The sequence below is a fragment of the Methylobacterium oxalidis genome (assembly GCF_007992195.1).
In the GTDB taxonomy this organism is placed as follows: Bacteria; Pseudomonadota; Alphaproteobacteria; order Rhizobiales; family Beijerinckiaceae; genus Methylobacterium; species Methylobacterium oxalidis.
The window spans coordinates 1-24,531 of record NZ_BJZU01000081.1 but is presented as its reverse complement, the minus strand read 5'-3'; the positions used below and the strand labels follow the sequence as shown (position 1 = coordinate 24,531).

General features: G+C 72.2%; 17 protein-coding genes and 1 pseudogene. 10 read left to right on the top strand and 8 right to left on the bottom strand.

The window, feature by feature from the left end; translation table 11 throughout:
* Nucleotide 1 precedes the first annotated feature (1 nt).
* The 3 genes from MOX02_RS19095 to MOX02_RS19085 all read left to right on the top strand — a co-directional run bounded on the left by MOX02_RS19095 (nucleotide 2) and on the right by MOX02_RS19085 (nucleotide 2,521).
* The gene (locus tag MOX02_RS19095) at nucleotides 2–814 is read left to right on the top strand and encodes an SDR family NAD(P)-dependent oxidoreductase (protein ID WP_147027384.1); all 813 of its coding nucleotides are present in this window, start codon (nucleotides 2–4) and stop codon (nucleotides 812–814) included.
* Nucleotides 811–2,139 (top strand): SCP2 sterol-binding domain-containing protein, encoded by a 1,329-nt coding sequence (locus tag MOX02_RS19090; protein WP_147027383.1) that lies wholly within the window; start codon nucleotides 811–813, stop codon nucleotides 2,137–2,139. The genes MOX02_RS19095 and MOX02_RS19090 overlap by 4 nt, the downstream gene beginning before the upstream one ends.
* A 238-nt stretch (nucleotides 2,140–2,377) precedes the next feature.
* Nucleotides 2,378–2,521: a DUF1127 domain-containing protein gene (locus MOX02_RS19085; RefSeq protein ID WP_147027382.1), complete on the top strand. Its 144-nt coding sequence runs from the start codon at nucleotides 2,378–2,380 to the stop codon at nucleotides 2,519–2,521.
* A 166-nt stretch (nucleotides 2,522–2,687) separates the two neighbouring features.
* On the opposite strand, the gene MOX02_RS19080 is transcribed toward MOX02_RS19085, so the two are convergent.
* A complete protein-coding gene (locus tag MOX02_RS19080) occupies nucleotides 2,688–4,217 on the bottom strand; it encodes a carbohydrate porin (RefSeq protein WP_174804946.1) in 1,530 nt (509 codons plus the stop codon).
* Nucleotides 4,218–4,376: 159 nt separating this feature from the next.
* On the opposite strand from MOX02_RS19080, the gene MOX02_RS19075 reads away from it, so the two are divergent.
* Nucleotides 4,377–4,571 carry a hypothetical protein gene (locus MOX02_RS19075; protein WP_147027381.1) on the top strand — a complete coding sequence of 65 codons (195 nt, stop codon included), beginning with the start codon at nucleotides 4,377–4,379 and terminating at the stop codon, nucleotides 4,569–4,571.
* A 358-nt stretch (nucleotides 4,572–4,929) separates the two neighbouring features.
* On the opposite strand, the gene MOX02_RS19070 is transcribed toward MOX02_RS19075, so the two are convergent.
* Nucleotides 4,930–6,465 (bottom strand): CYTH and CHAD domain-containing protein, encoded by a 1,536-nt coding sequence (locus tag MOX02_RS19070; RefSeq protein ID WP_147027380.1) that lies wholly within the window; start codon nucleotides 6,463–6,465, stop codon nucleotides 4,930–4,932.
* A 245-nt stretch (nucleotides 6,466–6,710) separates the two neighbouring features.
* Between MOX02_RS19070 and MOX02_RS19065 the strand changes: the two genes are divergently transcribed.
* On the top strand, nucleotides 6,711–8,387 hold the full coding sequence (locus MOX02_RS19065) for a calcineurin-like phosphoesterase C-terminal domain-containing protein (RefSeq protein WP_147027379.1): 1,677 nt from the start codon (nucleotides 6,711–6,713) through the stop codon (nucleotides 8,385–8,387).
* A gap of 22 nt (nucleotides 8,388–8,409) precedes the next feature.
* Here MOX02_RS19065 and MOX02_RS19060 read toward each other — a convergent pair whose 3' ends face one another.
* The 5 genes from MOX02_RS19060 to MOX02_RS19040 form a co-directional block, all read right to left on the bottom strand.
* Nucleotides 8,410–13,275 carry an NAD-glutamate dehydrogenase gene (locus MOX02_RS19060; protein WP_147027378.1) on the bottom strand — a complete coding sequence of 1,622 codons (4,866 nt, stop codon included), beginning with the start codon at nucleotides 13,273–13,275 and terminating at the stop codon, nucleotides 8,410–8,412.
* 370 nt (nucleotides 13,276–13,645) lie between these two features.
* Nucleotides 13,646–15,412: a monovalent cation:proton antiporter-2 (CPA2) family protein gene (locus tag MOX02_RS19055; RefSeq protein WP_147027377.1), complete on the bottom strand. Its 1,767-nt coding sequence runs from the start codon at nucleotides 15,410–15,412 to the stop codon at nucleotides 13,646–13,648.
* Between the two features lie 108 nt (nucleotides 15,413–15,520).
* Nucleotides 15,521–16,459, bottom strand: a complete 939-nt coding sequence (locus tag MOX02_RS19050; protein ID WP_147027376.1) for a pirin family protein — start codon at nucleotides 16,457–16,459, stop codon at nucleotides 15,521–15,523.
* Between the two features lie 350 nt (nucleotides 16,460–16,809).
* Nucleotides 16,810–17,343 carry a DUF2059 domain-containing protein gene (locus MOX02_RS19045; RefSeq protein WP_147027375.1) on the bottom strand — a complete coding sequence of 178 codons (534 nt, stop codon included), beginning with the start codon at nucleotides 17,341–17,343 and terminating at the stop codon, nucleotides 16,810–16,812.
* A gap of 217 nt (nucleotides 17,344–17,560) precedes the next feature.
* On the bottom strand, nucleotides 17,561–18,091 hold the full coding sequence (locus MOX02_RS19040; protein WP_238179762.1) for a DUF2314 domain-containing protein: 531 nt from the start codon (nucleotides 18,089–18,091) through the stop codon (nucleotides 17,561–17,563).
* Nucleotides 18,092–18,442: 351 nt separating this feature from the next.
* Between MOX02_RS19040 and MOX02_RS19035 the strand changes: the two are divergent.
* The 3 genes and pseudogenes from MOX02_RS19035 to MOX02_RS19025 form a co-directional block, all read left to right on the top strand.
* Nucleotides 18,443–18,649: pseudogene (locus MOX02_RS19035) on the top strand (catalase); the annotation flags it as partial.
* A 95-nt stretch (nucleotides 18,650–18,744) separates the two neighbouring features.
* Nucleotides 18,745–20,649 carry a selenocysteine-specific translation elongation factor gene (gene selB / locus MOX02_RS19030; RefSeq protein WP_238179760.1) on the top strand — a complete coding sequence of 635 codons (1,905 nt, stop codon included), beginning with the start codon at nucleotides 18,745–18,747 and terminating at the stop codon, nucleotides 20,647–20,649.
* A gap of 13 nt (nucleotides 20,650–20,662) precedes the next feature.
* Entirely contained in the window at nucleotides 20,663–20,962 is a 300-nt protein-coding gene (locus tag MOX02_RS19025) for an MgtC/SapB family protein (protein WP_238179751.1), read from the top strand.
* Here the strand turns inward: MOX02_RS19025 and MOX02_RS19020 are convergent.
* Nucleotides 20,856–22,574: an AMP-binding protein gene (locus tag MOX02_RS19020; RefSeq protein ID WP_210250394.1), complete on the bottom strand. Its 1,719-nt coding sequence runs from the start codon at nucleotides 22,572–22,574 to the stop codon at nucleotides 20,856–20,858. The genes MOX02_RS19025 and MOX02_RS19020 overlap by 107 nt on opposite strands.
* A 128-nt stretch (nucleotides 22,575–22,702) precedes the next feature.
* Here MOX02_RS19020 and MOX02_RS19015 point away from each other — a divergent pair, with 128 nt between their 5' ends.
* Nucleotides 22,703–23,878, top strand: a complete 1,176-nt coding sequence (locus tag MOX02_RS19015) for an isovaleryl-CoA dehydrogenase (RefSeq protein ID WP_147027372.1) — start codon at nucleotides 22,703–22,705, stop codon at nucleotides 23,876–23,878.
* An 8-nt stretch (nucleotides 23,879–23,886) separates the two neighbouring features.
* A partial coding sequence (locus tag MOX02_RS19010; protein WP_280525340.1) for a carboxyl transferase domain-containing protein occupies nucleotides 23,887–24,531 on the top strand: 645 nt, incomplete at its 3' end.

The following is a 24,531-nucleotide window of genomic DNA, read 5'->3' as shown; positions in this document are numbered from 1 at the left end:
GATGCCCCGTCACGCTGAACAATCCGAGTTCCCTTCGCGCCTGCACGACCGGTACGGTCCGGCCGCCCTCGTCACCGGCGCCTCCGACGGGATCGGCCTCGCCTTCGCACGCCGGCTCGCCGAGGCGGGATTCGACCTCGTCCTCGTCGCGCGTCGCGAGACCGTCCTGGCCGAGATCGCCCGGGATCTGCGCGGCCGGCACGGGATCGACGTGCAGGTTCTCGCCGCCGACCTCTCCGACGGCGAGCAGGCGCGCCGGGTCGCCGAGGTGGCATCTGACCGGGATGTCCGCCTGCTCGTCGCCGCGGCCGGGTTCGGCACCTCCGGCCCGTTCGTCGACGGCGACCTCGCCGCGGAACTCGACATGATCGACGTCAACTGCCGGGCTCTGACACAGGTGACGCACGCCTTCGCGCGTCGGTTCGTCGAGCGCGGACGCGGCGGCATCATCCTGATGAGCTCGCTCGTGGCCTTCCAGGGCGTCCCCCGGGCGGCCAACTACGCCGCGACGAAGGCCTTCGTGCAGACCCTGGCCGAGGGCCTGCACGCCGAGTTGCGGCCCCGCGGCGTCGACGTCCTCGCGTCGGCGCCCGGGCCGGTCATGACCGGCTTCGGCCAGCGGGCCGCGATGCGGATCGCGTCCGGCCAGACGCCGGACGAGGTCGCGGCCGGCAGCCTCCGGGCGCTCGGGCGGCGGGCGACCGTCCGCCCCGGCTTCCTCGCCAAGGCGCTCGAGACCGCCCTCAAGCCGCTACCGCGCGCCGGCCGGGTCCGCATGATGGGCCGCGTCATGGTCGGGATGACGGCGCGATGATCGCTCCAGCGGACGTCTCCGGCCTTCCGCTCACCGTCGTCCGCGACCGGGGCGAGAGGCCCGGCCTCCGGAGCGACGAGCTCCTGGCGCTGGCGCGGGCCTGCGGCGCCGACGATTGCGGGCTCGTCCCGATCGAGGATCCGGCCCTGCGCGGGGAGGTCCCGCACATCGCGAAGGCGTTCCCGGGCACGGGCACGCTGCTCGCCCTGGTCGGGCGCATGCACCGCGAGCCGGTCCGCTCTCCGGCCCGCTCCGTCGCGAACCTGGAGTTCCACGCCTCCGGTCACGAGCTCGACGCGATCGCCCGCCGGATCGTCCGGAGGCTGGAGGATGACGGCATCCGCGCGCTCAACCCGGCCATGGCCTTCCCGATGGAGATGGACGACTTTCCCCAGCGCGCCTGGATCGTCTCGCACAAGCGCGTGGCGGAAGCGGCGGGCCTGGGCCGGATGGGCATCCACCGAAGCCTGATCCATCCTCGCTTCGGCTCGTTCGTGCTCCTGAACACCGTGCTGATCGCGGCCGACGTCGACAGGGTCGGCGCGCCGCTCGACGTCGATCCTTGCATCTCGTGCAAGCTCTGCGTGGCCGCCTGCCCGGTCGGCGCTCTGAAACCCGACGGGTACTTCGATTTCTCGGCCTGCCTGAACCACAATTACCAGCAGTTCATGGGCGGCTTCGTCAATTTCGTCGAGGACGTCGCCGACAGCCGCTCGGTGGCGGACTATCGCGCGAAGCACAGCTACGCCGAGACGGTGAGCCGCTGGCAGAGCCTCTCCTACGGCCCGAACTACAACGCGGCCTACTGCATCGCCGTCTGCCCGGCGGGCGAGGACGTGATCGGCCCCTACCGCGCCGACAAGGCCCGGCATCTCCGCACCGTCGTCGACCCGCTCAGGGACCGCGTGGAACCCGTCTACGTGGTGCGCGACAGCGACGCGGCCGCCCACGTGGCGCGCCGCTTCCCGCACAAGCGCGTCCGCTTCGTGCGCCAAAGCGCCCGCGCGACCTCGATCCAGGGGTTTCTCACCGGCATGCCGCTGTCGTTCCAGCCCGGCAGGGCGGGTGACCTGTCGGCGGTGTACCACTTCCAGTTCACGGGCCGGGAGGCGGCCCGAGCGACGGTGACGATCCGCCGGCAGCGGATCACGGTCGCGGAGGGTCATGTCGGGCGCCCCGACCTGCGCATCGCGGTCGACGGTGCGGCCTGGGTGCGGTTCCTGAACCGCGAACTCGGCCTCGCGCGCCTGTTCATGACGGGACGCCTGCGGCTGAGAGGATCGCCCCGCCTGCTCGCAGCCTTCGGTCGCTGCTTCCCGGCCTGAAATAGCGGCGCGGATGCCGCGCGACGCCTGCCGCAGCTGCTGCGGACGATCCGCAGACGCCGCCACGGTGATCGGCGACGGACCGAGATCGGTGCAGCGACCCGCCGAAGTCCAGTCCCGCACAGTCCGCCTCACGCTCTCGCGAAGCTTTCGCAGCACATCGCGTGTGTGATCCGCATCACGGATCGTCGGCCACACTTCCTTCATCCCCGCTCTGCCCAAGCAACGGAGAGCAGGGATGTTCACCTCCATCGTTCGAAACATCCGCATCTGGCGCCAGACGCGCAGGAACGTCCGGTATCTCGCCGCCCTCGACGACCGGCTGCTGGCGGACATCGGCATCGAGCGGACCGATCTCGCCAAGCGGCGCGTGCGCCCCTGAGAGCGGGCGAGGCCGCGCGCCTCCCTCCGCGACTGTGACGAGGGACGCCGGAAAGAGCGGCCCTCGTCGCCCTGCCCATCGCCAGCCTCGACGAGGCGGCGCTGACCTCCCAGGTCCGCGAGATCGGCCGGCAGGGCGCCGCCCGGGGCCTGACCGCCGGGCCCGCTCAGTAGCGGATGGTGGCGCGCAGGCCGAACACCGCGGCGTTGCGCAGCCGCCTGCCGCCGGGATCGCGCGGGTCGACGATGCCTCCGCCCGGCCGGAACACGTACTGGAAGTCCGGCTGCAGGGTGATGCCGGGGCCGAGCACGGCCTGGTAGGTCGCCTCCAGGACGGCCTCGCTGCTGCGCCGCGGACCGGGCACCCCCGTCAGGAAGATCGTGTCGGTGTCGAAGCCGCGGGCGCTGCCGGAGACCCGCGAGAGCGCGAAGGCGATGCCGACCGTGTCGTCCGAGCGGCCCGGCAGCAGCCCTTTGTAGCCGATGCCGGCATCGACGTAGAAGTCGAGCAGGTTGCGGTCCGCCGGCGAGGAGGAGACCCGCACGAACACGCTGGCGCCGTCGTTCGGGTCGTCGGGCTCGCGGTACACGGTCTGGTCGATCATCGCGTAGAGGCCGCTGTTGCCCCGGAAGCGGCGGCCGATGCCGGTGCTGGCGGGGTCGGCCAGGGAGCGGCCTGCCTCGTCGTAGCGCGGGCTGTTGAAGCGCCCGAAATGATACCAGCCGCCGAGCGTCACGGTGCCGGGCTCGATGTTGTCGTAGGCTTCCAGCCCGTAGGCGTAGGCGGCCTCCGCGACGACGAGGGCCGGGTCGTTCGTGCGGAAGTTCGTGCCGGTGCGGTTGCGCCGCTGCGGGTCGGGGTCGTTGTCGAAACGGGCCGGTCCGGCCGGGTCGCCGTTGAACACGCCGACCTGCAGGGAGAGGTTCCTGTTGGGCACGTACTTGGCCCGCACGCCGGGGGTGGCGAGGGGATAGATCGGTCCGCCGCTCGGCAGGATGACGGCCATGATGTTGGGCCAGCCGAAGGTCGAGTTGATGAACAGCGTCCCGGTCTGGCTGACCGCGAACTCGGTGTCGCTGGCGATCTGGCCGATGCGGAGGCTCAGCTGGTTGTCGAACAGGCGCTGCTCGAACCAGAGCTCGTACAGGCGCGAGGCGGGCAGCGCCTCGATGGCGCTGACGGTGATGAAGTTGTTGACGTAGTAGCGCGAGAAGCCGGTGCCGTGGATCTGGTACAGGTTGGCGTGGATGCTGGCGTCCAGCCAGCCGAGCAGCTTGTCGAGGTCGGCATCGAACTGGACGTCGAGGCGGCCCTCGTAGATGCCGCCGCGGCGGGATCCGCCCCGGGCGTTCAGGAAGCTCTCGCCGATATAGGTGAAGCTGTAGGCGATCCCCCTCTGCTGCAGGTACCTGCGCAGGCCGCCGGGGTCGCCCTCCGAGCCGAGCTGATCCTCGATCGACGTGGTGAGGTTCGCCGAGGGCTTGGCGGAGGTGTCGGGCTGGGCGACCGAGGTCTGCGGATCGCCGCCCGCGCCGCGCTGGTTGCGCAGGAACGGAGTCTCTGCCGCGATCCGGGCAGCCTCCGAGAGGGTCTGCGGGAGATCCTGCGCCGAGCCCGCGGAACAGCTCAGCGCCAGCGCGCAGAGGGCGCTGCAGATCCTCAGGTGCGAGGCGGTGTGCCGGCCTGTCACACGCATCTGGCCTCCCGCTGAGCGAGACCCCGAAGGCTCGCGGTCGCGTTTGCGCCCCTGGGTCTGTAAGGCACGATCGATGCCGCCGGACAGGACCTGAGGGCCACAGGAACATCGCAACCTTGGCTTAGTCGCCGGACAAAACGCCCGGTGTGATTGCATCCGGTGTCTGTGCCGGGGGCGCCGACGTGCCGGTCGAGCAGGCGGGCGCGTCGCCCCAGGCATTTCGGTTGGATCGGTCTCTACGAGCCGCCCTCCGACCTCCTCGCGCAGGTGCAGGCCCGGTTCGGTCTTCATCCGCTCGCCATCGAGGACGGGCAGACCGTCCATCACCGGCCGAAGCTCGAGCGCTACGGCTGATCCCTCGTGCGCGGGGGCTTCCTCGCGATCTGCGCCGTCCTGTACCGGCGCGCCCGAAAGAACGACTGGCTGCAGCCCCCCGCATCGCCACCGGATGCTCCGGATCATCGCGCACCGCTCGGACCGATCTTCGGGTCCGGACCGGTCGTCTGTGACAGGCCGGACGGCGCGCGGAGACGAAGCCCGACCGCCCGGCCAGCCGTCGCGAGGACGCCTCGGGAGGAAGCCGCCGGCGCGGCGCGATGCGTTTAGCACGCGATATGCCAAGGATGATGACAGCGGAGATCCCGCCTGCGGATCTCCCGGCAGGGCCACGGACGCGAGGGCCCGCCGCGCCGCGAACGTGCGCGGGCGGTTCTCATCGCCAGAAGGGCTTGAGGTCGAGCAGTTCCTCGTGCGCCTCCGCGGCGGCGCTGAGCAACTTGCGCGTGCGGGCTTCGAGATCGGCCGCCGTCACGCCGGCCGCGAACAGCGTCGAGGCCGCGCGCAGGTCCGCGCCCGTGAGGTCATCCAGAAGCTCGTGCCCCGTGGCGATGTCGTTGAGCTCGCCGAGATGGTCCTGCAGTTCGGACAGCGCCTTGACGAACGCCTTGTGGCGCTTGGCTGCCTTCCGCCCGGTGTAGAGTCCGGCGAAGAACTCGGCCCCGTAGCGCAGCTTCTTGGCCGCGATGCGCACCTGATGGCGCTCCTCGGGGCTCAGCCTGTCGAGATCGCGCCCGCGCCTCTTCACCTGGCGACGACGCCGGGCGAGCACGTTCGCTGCGAAGTCCGAAGCGGGCTGCCGGAGCCGCTGCACCGTGTCGGGATCCTCCGCCCGGAGCCACGGCCCCACATTGATCCAGGCCACGAGATCCAGGATCAGCGTGCGCCACTCGTCCGAGCGCAGCATCGCCTGCACGGCCTCGTAGGCTTCGGTGCGCTGCGCCTCCAGATGCTTCTCCAGATTGAGGAGGCCGGGCTCGTCGGGATGCCGCTCGCGCTCGGCCGGCAGCGTGGCCGAGAGGAAGACGTCGAGGTTGCGCGCCCGTCCGAGCGGCTCCGTGAGCCGCTTCAGGTCGGCCCGCAGGCGGTCGCCCTGCGGGTCCGCGACCAGATCTCCGAACAGCGAGAAGGCGGAGCGCAGGCGGCGCACGGCGACGCGCATCTGGTGCAGTGCGTCGGCGTTCCGCCCCTCCAGGAGGATGTCCTCGTTCTGGCGCATGTGGCGCAGGCAGGCATGGGCCACCGCCCTGAAGGCGTCGGCCGCCGGCATATCCTCGCGGACCGGGACGGGCTCGGCCTTGCGCACCTGCGCCACGCCGTCCTCGGTCAGGCGGTAGCCGCGCTCGGCCTTGCTCAGGACGCCGAGGCGCAGGGGCACGAGGGTCGCGACCGCGTGCGCGAGCGCGAACACGTCCGCCGCCTCTCCGGACTTCAATTCGAGCTCGATCTCGCAGACGGGCAGAGCCGTCGTGCCGGGTTCGGTCGTCTCGATGCGGCCGCGGTCGAGCGCGACCTCGATGCGCGACTGCCCCTGCTTGACGAGATAGGTGGTCCGCTCGACGACGACGGAGAAATGCCGCCGGGGCTCGGCCCCCTCGAGGAGCGCCGCGAGGGGCGTCCGCGCCAGCGCCTCCCGGTCGAGCGCGTCTCCGGCGACCTCCTGCTCCCACTCGGACCGCTCGATGAGCCCGTCGCCCTCGGCCTTGGCGGTCTGGACGTGCCGCCCGTCCTGCCGACGGACCCGGAGGCTGTAGCCGGCGTTGCGCAGGCGCTGATCGTCCGTGTCGAAATAGGCCGCGGTGAGGATCGTCTCGTCCTGCGTCGCGTGCTGCAGCAGGGAATGCTCCTGCAGGCGCGCGAGGTCGGAGGGTTCCGCCTGAAGCTTCAGTTCGATCTCTCTCGGTTCGCTCATCGAGGTCGTCCTGATCCGTGAGGTGGGGCGGGCAGCATCCTGCGGCATGCCTCTCAACGCGGGTTCAACGGTTTCGGTCACCGGCTCGGCCATGCGCCGGACCGGGCCCGGATAGACCGGAACCGGGGCCGCCCGTCGAGACCGAGGGCAAGCGCTCGCTCTCGTCCGCTGCGCGACACCGTCAGATCAGGGTCATATCCCCGTGTGACCGTCCCACCGGACAGGCGCCGAACAGGGAGAGCATCATGGGCGAACAGGCACCGCACGCGACACGGCGCGAGGCCGTGATCGGGCTCGGCGCGAGCGCGGCGGCGCTGAGCCTTCCCGCCCGCGCGCAAGGCCGGACCGAGCCGCCGGCGACCGCCTCCGGAGTGGTGTTCGAGGATCTCTCCGGAACCGGCCGGCGACAGGCCGGCGATCCCGGCCTGCCCGGAATCATGGTCTCGAACGGGCGCGACGTCGTCCGGACCGACGCCGAGGGGCGCTACGCGTTGCCGGTCGAGGACGGCGATGCCGTGTTCGTGGTGAAGCCCTCCGGCTTCCGGGTTCCCCTCGACGCGGACAACCTGCCGCGCTTCTCCTACGTGTATCGCCCACACGGCACGCCGGCCGAGCCGAGGCTGCGCTTCCGCGGCCTCACGCCGACGGGGCCGCTGCCGGCGTCCCTCGACTTCCCGCTGCGCCGCGCCGCGGAGCCCGCCGCCTTCGACGTGCTGCTGTTCACGGATCCGCAGCCCGAGACCACGACCGAACTCGGCTACGTCCGCGACACGGCCGTGACGCGGGCGCTCGGCACGCAGGCGGCCTTCGGCCTGACCACCGGCGACATCATGTTCGACGATCTCGCCCTCTACCCGCGCTACAACCGGCTGATCGGCCGCATCGGCATCCCCTGGTGGAACATCGGCGGGAATCACGACCTCAACTTCGAGGCGCCCGACAACGGGCTCAGCCGCGAGACCTACAAGCGCGTCTACGGGGCGCCCCACTACGCCTTCATGCACGGCGACGTGCTCTTCCTGATGCTCGACAACGTGAACTATCTCGGGGCCGCGACGGCGCCGCCGGCCGCGCGGGGCGGCCGCTACGAGGGCCGCTTCGGCGAGCGCCAGCTCGCCTTCGTCGAGAACGTCCTGCGCGATTGGCCGCGCGAGCGCCTCGTCGTGGCCGCCATGCACATCCCGCTCGTCACCGACCTCGGCTCGGAGAACCCGGCGAACGTCACCGCCGACCGCGACCGGCTGCTGGCGCTCCTCGAAGGCCGCCCGAGCCTCAGCGTGGCCGGCCACACCCACACGACGGAGCACCACTATCTCGGCCGGGACGGGGAGCATCACCACCACGTCCTCACCGCGGTGTCCGGTTCGTGGTGGAGCGGCCCCTACGACCGCAGCGGCATCGCCTGCGCGGACAGCCGGGACGGGACGCCGAACGGGTATCACGTGCTCTCGATCGCGGGTGCGCGCTACACCACGCGCCACGTCGCCGCCTCCGGCCCGGACCGCGCGATGCGGATCTGCCTCGACAGCCAGTTCCACGCGCGCGACGCGGAGGTCGCGCGCGCCCACACGGTCGCCGAGCTCCTCGGCTCCCCGATCGCGGCGGACGCGGTCGCCTCGACCGACCTCGTGGTCAACGTCTTCGACGGCGGCCCGCGGACCCGGGTCGGCGTACGGTTCGCGGGCCGCGACCCCGTGCCGATGGAGCGCGTGCGCCGCCCGGACCCGTTCGTGGCCCAGGTCTACGCCCGCAACGCGGAGACCCGGAGGCCCTGGGTGAAGGCCGAGCCGTCCTCGCACATCTGGGTCGCGCGGCTGCCTGCGGGTCTCGGGCCGGGCACGCACCGGGCGGACGTGTTCGTGGTGGACGAGTACGGCCGCGACGCAAGCGACGCCCTGATCATCGAGGTGACGAGCGCCTGAGGCCGCGGCGGGCGGGAGCCCGTCACGGCCGCCGCACGAGATCCGCGAGCAGGCTCGAGGCGACGACCGCCTTCGAGACCGTGAGCCCCGAGGCCGCGATCGCCTCGACGGCGCCGCGGATGCGCGCGAGCGCCGGTCCGCGGGCGGCGCTCCAGGCGGCCACCGCCTCGGGGCCGGCACCGGTCGACCCGACCACGTCCGCGGTGAGGCCGCGATGGGCGCGCGAGATGCCCGCCAGGGCCTGCTCCAGGGCGACGTGGTCGAACGTGTCGCCGGCCGGCACCTTGCGGGCCTCGGCCGCGAAGTCGTCGAGCCGGAAGGCGTGCTCGATGGCGAAGTGGGTCGCGGCGATCTCGGGCAGCGAGTGGCCGCCGGTCTCGGCGATGCGCACGATGTCGGGCGCCGAGATCAGGGCCTTCAGGGAGGCGAAGCGCCGGGCCGGCTCCGCGTCCATGCCCTGGTCGACGAGCGCGGCGCGCCGGGCCTCGATCGCCGCGAAGGCCTCCGGGTCGAGGATGCGCGGCAGCGCCTCCAACACGGCGGCGATGCCCTCGCGGTAGCGCGCCACGACCGGAGCGACGGATTTCGACAGGTCGATGTTGCGGATGAACCAGACGATCCGGTTCTGAAGGATATCCTGCACCTCGGCGTAGAGGCCGAGCTGGTCCCGGCCGGGCATCCGCGCGTCCGGCCTCGCCGCGTCGAGGGCGTCGATCGCCTGGTTCAGCTCCATCAGGCCGAAGGCGTCGCGGGTCACCGCGTAGGCCTTGGCGATGGTGGCGGCATCCGCGCCCGTCTCGTCCATCAGGCGGGTCACGAGGCTCGGGCCGCCGCGGTTGACGATGATGTTCGAGAGCGCCGTCGCGATGATCTCCCGGCGCAGGCGGTGGCCCTTCACCGCGTCCGGGAACTGCCGCTTCAGCGCCTGCGGGAAGTAGCGCTGCAACTCGCGGTCGAAATACGGGTCGTCGGGCACGGTGCTCGCGAGAATGGCGTCGTAGAGCGACAGCTTGGCGTAGGCGAGGAGCACCGCGTATTCGGGCCGGGTCGGGCCCTCCCCCCGGCGCAGGCGCTCGCCCAGCGTCGCGTCGTCGGGCAGGAACTCGACGCCGCGGTCGAGGCGTCCCTCCGCCTCCAGGGCCTGCATCACCCGCGCGGCGAAGCCGGCCTCCGCCGGGCCGCGGTACTGCGCCAGGGAGAGCGCGAGGGTCTGGAGCTCGTTGTTGCGCAGCACCAGCGCGGCGACCTCGTCGGTCATCGAGACGAGGAGCGCGTTGCGGGCCTCGGGATCGAGGCGCCCGTCGCGCTCCGGGGCCATCAGCGCGATCTTGATGTTCACCTCGACGTCGGAGGTGTTGACGCCGGCGGAATTGTCGATCGCGTCGGTGTTGAGGCGCACGCCGTGGCGGGCGGCCTCGATGCGCCCGCGCTGGGTCAGCCCGAGATTGGCGCCCTCGCCCACCACCCTGGCCCGCAGCGTCGCGCCGGCGACGCGCACCGCGTCGTTGGCGCGGTCGCCCGCCTCCTCGTCGCTCTCGGAGGAGGCGCGCACGTAGGTGCCGATGCCGCCGAACCAGATCAGGTCGACGGGCGCGCGCAGGATCGCCTGCATCACCTCGGCCGGGCTCGCCTCGCCCGTGTCGATGCCGAGGGCTGCCCGGACCTCCGGCGAGAGCGGGATCGTCTTGAGACTGCGCGGGAACACGCCGCCGCCGGGCGAGATCAGGCCGCGCTCGTAGTCGGCCCAGCTCGATCGTCCGAGCCCGAACAGGCGCCGGCGCTCCGCGTGGCTCACGGCCGGGTCCGGGTCCGGGTCGAGGAAGATGTCGCGGTGGTCGAAGGCGGCGACGAGCTTCATGCTGCCGGACAGAAGCATGCCGTTGCCGAACACGTCACCCGACATGTCGCCGACGCCCACCACCGTCACGGGATCGCGCTGCACGTCGACGTCGATCTCGCGGAAATGCCGCTTCACCGCCTCCCAGGCGCCGCGGGCTGTGATGCCCATGCCCTTGTGGTCGTAGCCCTGGCTTCCGCCCGACGCGAAGGCGTCCCCGAGCCAGTGGCCCTTCTCGAGGGAGAGGCCGTTGGCGATGTCCGAAAAGGTGGCGGTGCCCTTGTCGGCCGCCACCACGAGGTAGGCGTCGTCGGGGTCGTGCCGGACGGTGTCGGGCGGCGGCACGACCGCGTCGCCGACGATGTTGTCGGTGAGCTCCAGCAGCGTCCGGATGAAGATGCGGTAGCTCTCCGTTCCCTCCGCGAGCCACGCGGCGCGCTCGGTGGGCGGGGGCAGGCGCTTGGGGAAGAACCCGCCCTTGGCGCCGACCGGCACGATGACGGCGTTCTTGACCTGCTGCGCCTTCACGAGGCCCAGGATCTCGGTGCGGAAATCCTCCGGCCGGTCGGACCAGCGCAGGCCCCCGCGGGCGACGTAGCCGAAGCGCAGGTGCACGCCCTCGACGCGGGGCGAGGAGACGAAGATCTCGAAGAACGGCCGCGGCAGCGGCATGCCGGAAACCTCGGCGCAGGCGAACTTGAACGCGATGGTCTCGCGCGGTCGCCCCTCCGTATCCCTCTGGTAGAAGTTCGTGCGGATCGCCGCCTCGACGAGGTTCACGAAGCGCCGCAGGATGCGGTCCTCGTCGAGGCTCGTCACCTCCGCGAGCGCGGTCTCGATCTCGGCGCGGATAGCCGCCTGCGCGGCCTCGCGGCTCCCTTCCGCGGCGGGGTCGAAGCGGGCCCGGAACAGGGCCGCGATGCGGGCGGTGAGCGCCCCGTGCCGGCTCAGCGTCGCGGCGAGGTAGTCCTGGCCGTAGCGGATGCGCAGCTGGCGCAGGTAGCGGCCGAGCGCCCGCATCAGGGCGGCGTCCCGCCAGTCGAGCCCGGCCTCCAGCACGAGGCGGTTGTAGCCGTCCGACTCGGTGCGCCCCTCCGACAGGGCGAGGAGCGCGGCTTCGAGGGGCCTCTCGGCCCGGGCGAGGTCGATGGGCGCGCCGGTCGCGCGCTGCAGGAGCATGTCGTGCAACCACACGCGCGGCCCGTCCGCCTCGATCGCGATTCGGTAGGTCCGCTCGTTGATGACGCGGAAGCCGAGATGCTCCAGCGCCGGAACCCGTTCCGAGAGCGGCAGCGGGGCGCCCCGGATGAAGACCTTGAGGCGCACCTCGCTGTCCCGGTCGGCGTCCCGGCGCTCCACGTCGACGGCGCGGGGGGCGGCCTCGCTCAGGCGCTCCAGGATGGCGACGTCGCGCATGGCCGCCGCCGGCGTGAAGCTCTCCCGGTAGCTCAGCGAGAAGGCGTCCGCGTAGCGGGCCGCGAGTGCCCGGGCCTCCCGGCTCGGCAGCGTCTGCGCCAGCGCCTCGCGGAGGCCATCGCCCCAGGTCTGGATCATCCGGGCGATGCCGGCCTCGAGCGCCGCCGGGTCGCGCCCGCGCGTGTCCTTCTCGTAGAGGCCGACGATGTAGTGGGTGCGCGCCAGCGGTCCCTCGGGGAAGGCCGGGTAGGCGGCCGAGAGGCGCCCGCCGTGCTCCTCGGCGAGGTAGGCGCCGATGCGGGCCCGGATCGTCGCGTCGTAGCGGTCCTTGGGCACGTAGACGAGGAGTGAGACGAAGCGGCCGAAGCGGTCCGGCCGCGACAGCACGCGGATGCGCGGCCGGTCGGCGAGGTTCAGGATCGCCAGGGCGAAGCGGTGCAGCCGGTCGACGTCGATCTGGAAGAGGTCGTCGCGCGGGTAGGTCTCCAGCACGTCGATCAGGGTGCGCCCGGCATGGCTCGTCGGGTCGAGGCCGGCGCGGGCGGAGACCTCCGCCACCTTGCCGCGCAGGTAGGGCACCTCGCGCGCCGGGCTCGAATACGCGGTTGGCGCGAACAGGCCGACGATGCGCAACTCTCCCGAGAGCGCGCCGGACGCGCCGAACAGCTTCACCGCGATGAAGTCGAGATGGGTCGGCCGGTGGACGCGCGAGCGCGCGCTGGCCTTCGTGACGATCAGCGCCTGGCTGCCCTCCAGGAAGGTGGCGATCTCGGGCGTGGTGTCGACGAAGCTGCGGCCGAGGCGGAGCACCTCCACCTTCGGGTCGCGCAGGAGCCCGAGGGCGGCCTCGCCGTCGATCGGGTGCGGCTGCCCGGCGAGCCCGTGCACGCGCATGCCGAGCAGGGTGAAGTGTCCGTCGCGCAGCCATTCGAGGAAGGCCAGCGCCTCGCCCGCCTCCGAGCCGGGCAGCGGCGGCGGCGCGTCGCGATAGGCCGCGATCACGGCGTCGAGGAGCGCGAGCATCGCCGCTTTGTCGTCGGTCGCGACGGCGACGTCCGCGTAGACGCGGGTCAGCCCGTCCGCGAGGCGCGCGCGCGCCTCCGCGTCGTCCAGCCGGTCGAGATGGATGTGGATGAAGCTCTCGCGCCGGAAGGCGCCCTGCGCGTCCGCCGTCGTCTCGCCGACGACCCGGGCGAGCCGGCCGGCCTCGTCGCGCTCCACCCCGAAGATCGGGTGCGCCACGAGGAGCGGGGCGAGACCCTGGTTCGCGAGCTCGGCCAGCGTCGAATCGAGCAGGAAGGGGCGGTTGTCGTTGACGACCTCGAGGATCGTGAGGTCGCGGGGGCGGGCTTCCGAGCCGGCGCCGAGCGCGGAGACGTCCCGGAGCTGCAGGGTCGCCGCCGCCCGGGGGCCGCGCGGGGCCGCGAGATCGCGCCGCGCCGCGACTGCCAGCTCGGCGAGCGTCTCGGCGGCGTAGGGGGCGAGATCCTCCGGCTGGACGCGTCCGAACAGGTCGCGCACGAAGCCGCCCGGGTGTCCCTCGCGCTCGACGAGGATCGCCGCCGCCTCGATCAGGTCGGTGCGCGCCGCGTGCCCCTCCGGCGAGGTCAGGGCCGTTTCCGGTTCCATCGTCATCGCCGATCTCCTGTGGCGCGCGCCGCCTCGGCGTCGCAGAATTTCGTGACGGTACGCGGACGGACCGGGACGCGTGGAGCCGGGCCCCGGCCTTCGCCGGCGACGACGGCCCCGCACCGGAGCGTCGGCGGATCCCGTCCGCGTCGGAACCGGGCGGGCCGAATCAGGCGGTCCCGCCCCCACCCGTAGTCCTGCCACGTCTCCACGGCCGCGTCAGGCCGGTCGCACCTGCCGAGCGCGGCACGGAAGATCGCGCGGGCCGCATCGGTCCGGGCCGCCGCGACGGGGACGGTGCCTCACGGCCGTGTACGTTTCCCGGCACCGGCCGACATCGAGCGCGCCTCGCATCGGCACTTCAGCCTCCAGGCCTTCAGCCCGCCTCGTGCGCCGCGGCCGCCGCGTTGCCGCGGATCAGCTCGCGCCCGGCGTAGATGCCGCCGACCGTCTGGAGCGCGAGGCGCTCGGCGTCGCGCCGGCGAACCTCGGCCATGACCTCGGACGCCGCTTCCGGCTCGTCCCCGACCGTCAGGAGCGCCTGTTCGCCGAAGATCAGCGCCGACTCGACGGTCTCGCGGATCTGGTAGGCGACACCCGCCTGGATGAGCTCGACCGCGTGCTCCCGGTCCCGGGCGCGGGCGAGAACCGGCACGAGCGGGAACTCCGCTCTCGCGATCTCCGCGATGCGCTTGGCCGTCTCGGCCTCGTCGACGCAGATCAGGATCGCGCGCGCGGTCGCCGCGCCCGCCGCGTGCAGGATGTCCAGCCGGGTGCCGTCACCGTAGTAGACCTTGAAGCCGAAGCCCTCGGCCAGGCGGATGTTGGCGGCGTTGGTGTCGATGATCGAGACCGAGCACCCGCGCGAGATCAGGGGCTGGCTCGCGATCTGCCCGAAGCGCCCGAACCCGATGATCAGCGCGCTGCCGGCGAGGTTCTCGGGCACGTCGAGGCCCTCGGTCGAGACGGAGGGCTTCGGCCCGAGGCGGTCGAACGCGATCACCATCAGGGGCGTCACGGCCATCGAGAGGATGATGGTGGCGGTCAGGATCGCGTTGGTCCTGCCGTCGATGAGTCCCACGCTCGCCGCGGCGGCGTAGAGCACGAAGGCGAACTCGCCGCCCTGCGCCATCAGGGCGGCCCGCTCCATCGCCTCCGGATGCGACGCCCGCAGGACCCGGGCCACCCCGTAGATGACGAGGCTCTTCACGACCATGTAGGCGGCCACGCCAGCCAGGATCAGGGCCCAGTTCGCGCCGATCACCGTGAGGTCGAGGGACATCCCGACGCCGAGGAAGAACAGGCCGAGTAGGATGCCGCGGAACGGCTCGATGTCGGCCTCGAGCTGGTGGCGGAAACTCGACTCGGAGAGGAGGACGCCCGCCAGGAAGGCTCCCATGGCCATGGACAGGCCGCCGAGCTGCATGGCGAGGGCCGAGCCGAGCACCACCAGCAGGGCCGCCGCCGTCATCACCTCCCGCGCCTTCGAGGCGGCGAGCAGACGGAACAGCGGGTTGAGCAGCCAGCGGCCGGCGGCGATCAGCGCGGCGACGGAACCGAGGGCGATCGCGATGGCGATCACGTGCTCGCTGCCGCTCGTCCCGCCGCCACCGGGCGCCAGGAGCGCGACGAGAGCGAGAAGCGGCACGATCGCGAGGTCTTCCAGGAGCAGGATCGCGACGATGCGCTGGCCCTTCGGGGTCGAGAGCGAGCCCCGCTCCTCCAGAAGTTGCATGACGATCGCGGTCGAGGTCAGCACGAAGCCGGTTCCCGCCACGAAGGCGACGGCGGGGGAGAGGCCCATCGCGACGCCCACGAGCGTCAGGGCCCCGATGCAGGCGCCGACCTGCGCGAGGCCGAGGCCGAAGATCTCGCGCCGCATGCCCCAGAGCCGCGACGGCTCCATCTCCAGGCCGATGATGAAGAGGAACATCACGACGCCGAGCTCGGCCACGTGGAGGATCGCGTGGGCGTCCGTGAAAAGCCCGAGGCCGAACGGGCCGATGGCGAGCCCGGCGACGAGGTAGCCGAGGACCGAGCCGAGGCCGAGCCGCTTGAAGAGCGGGACGGCGACGACGCCCGCGGCCAGCAGGGACACGACTTGGACGAGCTCGCTCGCCGCTCCGGACGCTTCGACAGCCATGGCAGGATCGATCCTAGGCGGGATGGTTGGGCGGCGCCCGTCGGGCGCGGGGAGGTGCGTCGAGAGCGACGGGCGCCGCCCTCGGACATCGGCCGGCGGCCGTCGCCGTCAGGGATAGCGGACGGGCGGCGGGGATTCCGGCAGGGGAATGAACTCGGCGTCGCCCGGCACGCTGTCGAAGCGGGCCTGCCGCCAATCCTCCTTCGCCTGCTCGATGCGCTCCGGCCGCGAGGAGACGAAGTTCCACCACAGGTGGCGCGGGCCGTCCATGGGCTCGCCGCCCAGCACCATGAAGCGGGCGTCCTGCGCGGCGCGCACGCTGATGCTGTCGCCCGGACGGAAGACCAGGAGCTGGCCGGGCCCGAAGCCGTCGCCCGCGATCTCGATCGCTCCCGAGACCGTGTAGATCGCCCGCTCGTCGTAGGTGGGATCGAGCGGGAGGACCGCTCCGGCCTCGAGCGCGACGTCTGCGTAGACCATCGGGCTCGAGGTGCGCACCGGCGAGCGTGCCCCGAACGCCTCGCCCGCGATCAGCCGCACGGACTTGCCTTCGCCCGTCAGCACCGGCAGGGCCGCGGCCTCGTAGTGCTCGAAGGCCGGCGCGGTCTCCTCGTCCCGCGCGCTCAGCGCGACCCAGCTCTGGATGCCGAAGAGCCGGGAGCCGGTCTGCCGGAGGGCGGTCCCGGTCCGCTCCGAGTGCGTGATGCCGCGGCCCGCCGTCATCCAGTTCAGCTCGCCGGGCCGGATCGGCAGCTCCGTACCGAGGCTGTCCCGGTGCATGATCTCCCCGTCGAACAGATAGGTGACGGTCGACAGGCCGATATGGGGATGCGGGCGCACATCCATGCCCTGGCCGAGCAGGAACTCGGACGGGCCCATCTGGTCGAAGAAGATGAAGGGGCCGACCATCCTGCACTCCGTCGAAGGCAGGGCGCGCCGCACGGCGAACGAGCCGAGATCCCGCGAGCGCGGCACGATCAGGGTTCGGATGGCGTCGCAGGAGAAGTGGTCGCCCGGGACCGGGTCATCCGCGCTGTGCCAGCTCATGTCCGTTTCTCCCTGTCCTTCGATCGCGGCTCGCGGCGAGCGAGCCGCCCGGCTCAAGCCCGGCTCCCCGAGCATGAGCATTCTGCCGCCTCGTGCGCATCGTGAAAACGGAAACAAACGAAACGTATCGTTTCCGTTCTGAGGGCTTCGCCGATCTCCGTCTCCGCAACTGTAAGTTATCGGCAGAGAATGACGGCGAAGCGAAGACCCGGGAGCCGTGGCCCCTCTTCGCAGCTGTCAGGCCGTGGTGCGATCCGGCGTCGAGCCCGCACGGCACGGATCGGGGATTGCATGCCGGGCCCGGCCTCATAACGTCCGAACGGGGCTCGTCCCCGACGGGCGGTCTGCGATCACTTCGGCTTGCCGCCCGGCCCCCAGCCATGCGCCTTGACGGCCTGAGCGATCTTCGCCTGCATCTCCGGCATCATGCCCTGCATCCACTGCGTCACGCCGGTCATCTGCGCCTGGGCGAGCTGCGGCTGAGCCGCGGCGAGGCGGCGCCCCGCCGGCGAGGCGTAGAAGGTCCCGACCGCCTGCAGATCCTCCTTGTTGAGGACGCTGGCGAAGCTGCGCGCCTGGATGTCCAGCAGCGCGTCGTAATGGGCGGTCAGCATCGGCAGGACGACCTCCTGCACGATGGTCTGCGCGCGGTCCTGCTCCTTGATGCCCATCTGCTGCATCATCCCGACCATCGGGGCAGCCATTCCATTGAGTGTCGTGGCGCGGTCACCCTGCATCTGGGAGACCACCTCGCGCGCGGCCGCGAGCGTGGCGGCGTCGGGCGCGGCAGTGGCGCCGGCGGACGAGGGACCGGCCTGGGCGAGAGCGGCACAGGGCACCGACGCGCACAGGAACACGGCCGCGAGAAGGGTCGCAACGCGCATGGATCATCCTAGCGGCGCGAGGGAGGGGTGCGGTGAAGCCCGCGTCGGTTGCGCCACCTGCGGTGGTACCACAGCTTCGCGACACCACGGTCTCGCCGACCTCCCTGCGCGCAGCGCAGCGCTGCCGAAGGCGGGGACTGCGATCCGTCGATGGGAGCGCAACGCCGCGGCGGCTGAGCGATGCGCCGAAGACATCGCGTTCCGGACGATCAGGCGATCAGTCGCGGAAGCGCTTGGCCAACGCCGTCGCACGCTCCTGCGGCATGTCGGCGAGCGCGACGCGCGCGGTGTAGCCGCCGTAGACGACATCCCGATCCATCACCGTCCAATCCTCCATCTGGGCGCTCGGAACGGTCAGCCGATCGCCCATCCGGTATCGGTCGCCGTTGACCGGCGCGTTCGCGAGCCGCCCGTGGAACCGGCCGTCGCGATAGGCATCGACCTGCAGCCAGATGTGCTCGGTCGCCCCGTTCTGCGCGAGCGGGAACTTGACCGAGTAGGTTCCGGGTGCCTTCGCGTTCATGAGTGCGAGGAAGCGCGGCAGCGTCTCGCGGGCCCGGTCCTTGGCCGCGATCATCCGCGCGTCGCGCGTACTGTAGGCGACGACGTTCTCCTTCACCGGCCGTGGTGCGCCCTCGGTCTGGCCGGCGGCCGCCGGCGGGATCGCGATCGGCTTGGTGCCGCCGAGAAATGGCTTGACGACCAAGACACCCGCAACAGCGGCGGCAGCGATGAAGAGCACACGCATGTCGGCAACTTGCATTCGAGACGCGGCATACTGGTCGGGTAGATCCTTCACTCCCGCTAAAGTTGCTGGTTGAAGATCGGTAAGGCCGATCCAGAGTTTTGACGGCAGATAAAATTCCGCCCCGGCGAAGGAGGTTGCCGAGGTGGGTTGCGCGAGATCGGTCCTCGATGTGTCGAGGTTCGAGTTCGACGCCGGACCGATGCCGGTGCGGGGCGCTCCGCCTCAGTACCCGTGTGCGGAGGGTTAGGGCCGGCGGTAGCGATACCCGCAGGGGCCGTCGTAGGCGACCGGGGCGTAGTCGTGGGGGTATCCTTAGCCGTAGGCCGGACAGCCATATCCGAGGCCGTAGCCATCGCCGTCCGGCAGCAGGACAGCTGGGACGAAGAGCGCGTGCGGGCGATGGATGCCGGGATGCGCTTCAGCGTCTTCACGGGGCTCGCCGCGCACCGGCCGCTCGGCAACATCAACCGCGCCCGCAAAGCGCCCTACCGGCACTCGCCGACGTTCCGCCAGCGTTTCGACGGCTGCCCGATCCACGAGCCCGGCTCGGAGCGCTGACGACCGAACATCGGACGGCGGTTCCGAGCGCCCCTTCATCCCCCGGGTGCGTGCAGCTAAGGATCAGAGGACCAGCGGCAGCGGAACGGCGTAACGTGCCAAGCTCTCTTCTCGTCGGCGTGATCGGCCATGTGGATCACGGCAAGACCGCGCTGGTCCGGGCGCTGACGGGGACCGAGACCGACCGGCTCAAGGACGAGAAGATCCGCGGCGTCTCCATCGTCCCCGGCTTCGCCGTGCTGCAGGTGGCCGCCGAGCCCGGCGGCGCGATCGACCTCGTCGATCTGCCCGGACACGAGCGCTTCGTGCGGGCCATGATCTCCGGCGCGACGGGCATGCGCGCCGTGCTCCTCGTCATCGACGCCCGCGAGGGCATCAAGCCGCAGACGGTGGAGCATCTCGACATCGCCCGCCTGATCGGCGTCCGCCGCGGCGTCGTCGCGCTCACCAAGTGCGACCTCGCGGATGCCGAGACCGTCGCCGCCCGGGCCGCGGAGGCGGGCGCGGTGGCGGCGCGGGCCGGCATCGCGGAGGCCCGCGTCGTGCCGACCTCCGCCGTGACCGGCCACGGCCTCGGCGCGCTGTCCGACGCCCTCGCCGACCTCCTGCGGCACGCCCCGCCCGCGGCCGACGACGGCTTTCCCTACCTGCCCATCGACCGCGTGTTCCCCCGCCCGGGCTTCGGCGCCGTCGTGACCGGGACGCTTCGGCGGGGCCGGCTCGCGGTCGGCGACCGGGTCGCGATCGCGCCGGGCGGCCGCACCGCGACCGTGCGCAGCCTCCAGATCCACGGGCGCGCCGTCGAGAGCGCGGAGCCCGGCCGCCGCGCGGCCGTGGCCCTGCGCGGCGTCGACCTCGCGGACCTGCACCGCGGCCAGGCGCTCGCCGCGCCGGACATGCTGACGGCCGGGCAGTGGATCGACGTCGCGCTGACGGCGGTGCCGGGGGGCAAGCCGCTCGCGAGCGGGGCGACCTGCCGGCTCCTGTTCGGCACGTGCGAGGTCGCGGCCCGGCTGCGCCTCCTCGACCGCGACGTGCTGGAGCCCGGCGGGGAGGCGCTGGCGCAGGTTCGCGCGGAGGAGGAGATCGCCGTGCCGGCACGCGAGCCGTTCATCCTGCGGAACGACTCGCCCCCCGCGACGCTCGCCGGCGGGCGCGTCCTTGACCCCGCCTCGCGCCGCCGGAGGCGCGGCGATTCCGGGGTGATGGCGGAGCTGGCTCGGATCGCGGACGGGCGGCCGAAGGAGGTGCTGGCGGCGCGCCTCGCCCGGAACGGCGCGGCCGGCGCCGGGCTGTCCGAGCTCGCGCGCCTCGTCGGGGTCGCGCCCGACCGGGTCCGCCGCGGGCTTGCGGAACTCGGCGCACGCCCGGTCGGCGCGCGCTATCTCGCCGCGGCGGCCTTCGCGGATCTTCGGGCCGCCCTTCTCGACGCCCTCGACGCGCACCACCGGGCGCAGCCGATCGATCCCGGGCTCCCCCTCGACCGCCTGGCCCACGCCGTCCGGCAGGACGAAGCGCTCGCCGCCGCCGCTCTGCGCGACCTCGTCGCCAGCGACGACGTCGCCCAGGCCGGCGCGCTCTACCGCCGGGCCACGTTCGATCCGGCCCGCCACGAGACGGAGCAGGTGCGCGCCCTCGAAGCCCTCTACCGCGCCGGCGGCCTCACGCCACCCGACGAGGCCGAGGCGGTCGGACGGGACCTGCGCCGCCAGCAGGCGCTCAAGTACCTCCTCGCCGCGGGCACGCTGGTCCGCACGGTGGACCGGGTCCAGAAGCGCTCGATCCTGTTTCACCGCGACGCGATCGGCCAGGGCAAGGCGGTGCTCGCCCGGCATTTCGGCCGGGCTGCGGACGGGTTCCTGGCTGGGCAAGCCGGCGCCGCGCTCGGGATCTCCCGCAAGTTCTCGATCCCGCTGCTGGAGCATCTCGACGCGATCCGCTTCACGCGCCGGAGCGGCGACCGGCGCATCCTCGTGGAGGCCGGGGAGACGGGCGGCTGACGGCGCGCTGCGCGTGATCCAGGGGTTGGCGCAGGCGATCGGGTTCAGCGCGGCCGGCACGATCTTCGTTGCCCGGCGCGACGTGAAGAATTTGACGACGGCCGCCGGCATCTGGCTCGCGGCCTCGGCGGGCATCGTGGCCGGCGCGACCCGGTTCACGCTGCCGGCCGCCGCGGTGGGCTTCGGCTTCGGGCTCCTGGTCCTCCTCAAGCTCCTGGCGTGGTTCGGTCTGCCGCAGAAGGACCGACGCCGGATTCCCGCAGCATCCGCACCATCGCCTCGCGCATCAGGAACTTCTGGACCTTGCCGGTGACGGTCATCGGGAAAGTCTCGACGAACGCGACGTGGCGCGGGACCTTCTGGTGGGCGATCCGGCCCGCGCAGAAGGCTCGCAGTTCCTCCGCGGTCGCGGCGGCGCCCGGCCGCAACCGGACCCAGGCGCAGACCTCCTCGCCGTAGCGATCGTCCGGCACGCCGAAGACATGGACGTCCTGCACCGCGGGGTGCCGGTAGAGGAAGTCCTCGACCTCGCGCGGGTAGATGTTCTCGCCGCCGCGGATGATCATGTCCTTGATCCGGCCGACGATGCGGCAGAACCCTTCCGCGTCGAGGGTGGCGAGATCGCCGGTGTGCAGCCAGCCCGACGCGTCCAGCACCTCGGCGGTTCGCTCGGGCTCCTCCCAGTAGCCGCGCATCACACTGTAGCCGCGGGTGCAGAGCTCGCCGGTCTGCCCGCGCGGCACGGCGCGCCCGGCCGCGTCCACGATCTTCACCTCCAGGTGCGGGTGCACGCGCCCGACCGTCGAGACCCGGCGCTCGAAGGGATCGTCGACCGCGCTCTGGAAGCTGACGGGGCTTGTCTCCGTCATCCCGTAGCAGATCGTCATCTCGGAGAGGTTCATCCGCTCGATGGCGCGGCGCATCAGCGGGACCGGGCACGGAGCCCCGGCCATGATGCCGGTGCGAAGGCTCGACAGGTCGAACCCGTCGAAATCCGGGTGATCGAGCTCGGCGAGGAACATGGTCGGCACCCCGTAGAGAGCCGTGCAGCGCGCATCCGTGACCGCGCGCAGGGTCGCGAGCGGATCGAAGCCCTCGCCCGGGTAGACCATGGCGGCGCCGGAGGTCACGGCCGCGAGGTTGCCCATCACCGAGCCGAAGCAGTGGTAGAGCGGCACCGGGATGCAGATGCGGTCCTCGGCCGAGAGGCGCATGGCCCGCCCGACGAAGTGGGCGTTGTTGAGGATGTTGTGGTGGGACAGCGTCACGCCCTTCGGCGTGCCGGTGGTGCCGCTCGTGAACTGGATGTTGGCGAGGTCGTCGCACTGCAGGCTCTCGCCGAGATCGGCGACCATCGCGCGCTCGGCGGCGCCCCCGAGATCCGGCACCGTGTCGAGCGCGAGGGTTCCGGGGCTCGCAGCCCCGCCGATCCGCAACACCAGCCGGAGCGCCGGCAGCCGCGCGGCACGGAGCTCGCCCGGACCCGCGCCGGCGAGTTCCGGCGCGAGGGCGCCGAGCATCCCGAGGAAGTCGCTCGTCTTGAACCGGGTCGCGGTGACGAGCGCCGCGCAACCGACCTTGTTCAGGGCGAATTCGAGTTCCGCCTCCCGGTAGGCCGGGTTGATCGTCACGAGGATCAGGCCGGCCTTGGCGGCGGCGAACTGGGTGAGCGCCCAGGCGACGTTGTTGAGCGACCAGATCCCGATGCGCTCGCCCGGCCTCAGCCCGAGGGCGAGGAGGCCCGCGGCGAGGCCCTCGGCGCGGGCGTCGAGTTCGGCCCAGGTCAGGCTCCGCCGATCGGCGATCAGGGCGGCGCGGCCGGGCCAGCGCGCGGCCGCGAGGGTGAGCATCTGCCCGATCGTGCGGCCGATCAGCGGCGTCGTGTCCGCCCCGTGGACGTAGCTGAGCTCGGCGTCCGCCCGCATGGCCGTCATCCCCGCCACCGCGCCAGCGCGTCGATTCCGGTGCGCCGTGCACGATTTCGCCCGTGGACGATAGCTCCTTTGCGGCCGGTCGGGCGTATATTTCCGGACCGCACCCCGGGAGGCCGCCGATGCCCCAGGACGCAACGCGCGAATTCGACTACGACCTCGGCGAGACCGCCGATGCGGTCCGCGACAGCGTGCGCGCCTTCGCCCGCGGCCGGATCGCGCCGCGGGCCGACGCGATCGACCGCAGCAACGCCTTCCCGCGTGACCTCTGGCCCGAGATGGGGGCGCTCGGCCTGCACGGCATCACGGTGGAGGAGCCGTTCGGCGGGCTCGGCCTCGGCTACCTGGAGCACTGCGTCGCCATGGAGGAGGTGTCGCGGGCCTCGGGCTCGGTCGGCCTCTCCTACGGCGCGCACGCGAACCTCTGCATCAACCAGATCCGCCGCAACGGCACGGCCGAGCAGAAGCGACGCTACCTTCCGGCCCTCATCGCGGGCGAGCGGGTCGGGGCGCTCGCCATGTCCGAGGCGGAGGCCGGATCGGACGTGGTGAGCATGCGCCTGCGCGCCGAGAAGCAGGGCGACCGCTACCGGCTCAACGGCTCCAAGATGTGGATCACCAACGGCCCCGTGGCGGAGACCTTCGTGGTCTACGCCAAGACGGACCCGCGGGCCGGTGCGCGCGGCATCACGGCCTTCCTGGTGGAGCGGGACTTTCCCGGCTTCTCGACGGGCCCGAAGCTCGACAAGCTCGGCATGCGCGGCTCCGACACCTGCCCCCTGGTCTTCGAGGATTGCTGGGTGCCCGAGGAGAACGTGCTCGGAACGGAGGGCGGCGGCGTCGGGGTGCTGATGTCGGGGCTCGACTACGAGCGCGTCGTGCTGGCCGCCGGCCCGCTCGGCATCCTGCGCGCCTGCCTCGACGTCGTGACGCCCTACGTGCGCGAGCGGCGGCAGTTCGAACGGCCGATCGGCACGTTCCAGCTCGTGCAGGGCAAGCTCGCCGACATCTACGTGCAGGCGAACGCCGCGCGGGCCTACGTCTACGCGGTGGCCCGAGCCTGCGACCGGGGCGAGACCACCCGCGAGGACGCCGCCGGTGCCATCCTGTTCGCGGCGGAGCGCGCGACCCGCTGCGCCCTCGACGCGATCCAGCTTCTCGGCGGCAACGGCTACACCAACGAGTACGCGGCCGGGCGCCTGCTGCGCGACGCCAAGCTCTACGAGATCGGGGCGGGCACCAGCGAGATCCGCCGCATGCTGATCGGCCGCGAGCTGTTCGCGCGGGCTCCGGCCTGAGGCGGGGCATGGCGATCCTGCCCACGAGCGCCGATCTGTCCTCCGAGGCCGCCGCCGAGAACCGGGCGGCCTGGGCCGAGCTGCGCGCCACCCTGAAGGAGCGCCGCGCGGTCGCCGCTGGGGGCGGGTCCGAGAAGGCGCGCGCCCGGCACCTCGCGCGCGGCAAGCTGCTGCCGCGCGACCGGGTGATGCGGCTCCTCGATCCGGGCTCGCCCTTCCTGGAGATCGGGGCGCTGGCCGCGTACGGGCTCTACGATGGCGAGATCCACGGGGCCGGCCTCATCGCCGGCATCGGCCGGGTCTGCGGCCGCGAGGTGATGGTGTTCTGCAACGACGCCACCATCAAGGGCGGCACCTACTACCCGCTGACCGTCAAGAAGCACCTGCGGGCCCAGGAGATCGCCGGGGAGAACCGGCTGCCCTGCCTGTACCTCGTGGATTCGGGCGGGGCCAACCTGCCGCAGCAGACGGAGGTGTTTCCCGACCGCGAGCATTTCGGGCGCATCTTCTACAACCAAGCTCGGCTCTCCGCCGCGGGCATCCCCCAGATCGCCTGCGTCATGGGCTCGTGCACCGCCGGGGGCGCCTACGTGCCCGCCATGTCGGACGAGAGCGTCATCGTCCGCGGCCAGGGCACGATCTTCCTCGGCGGG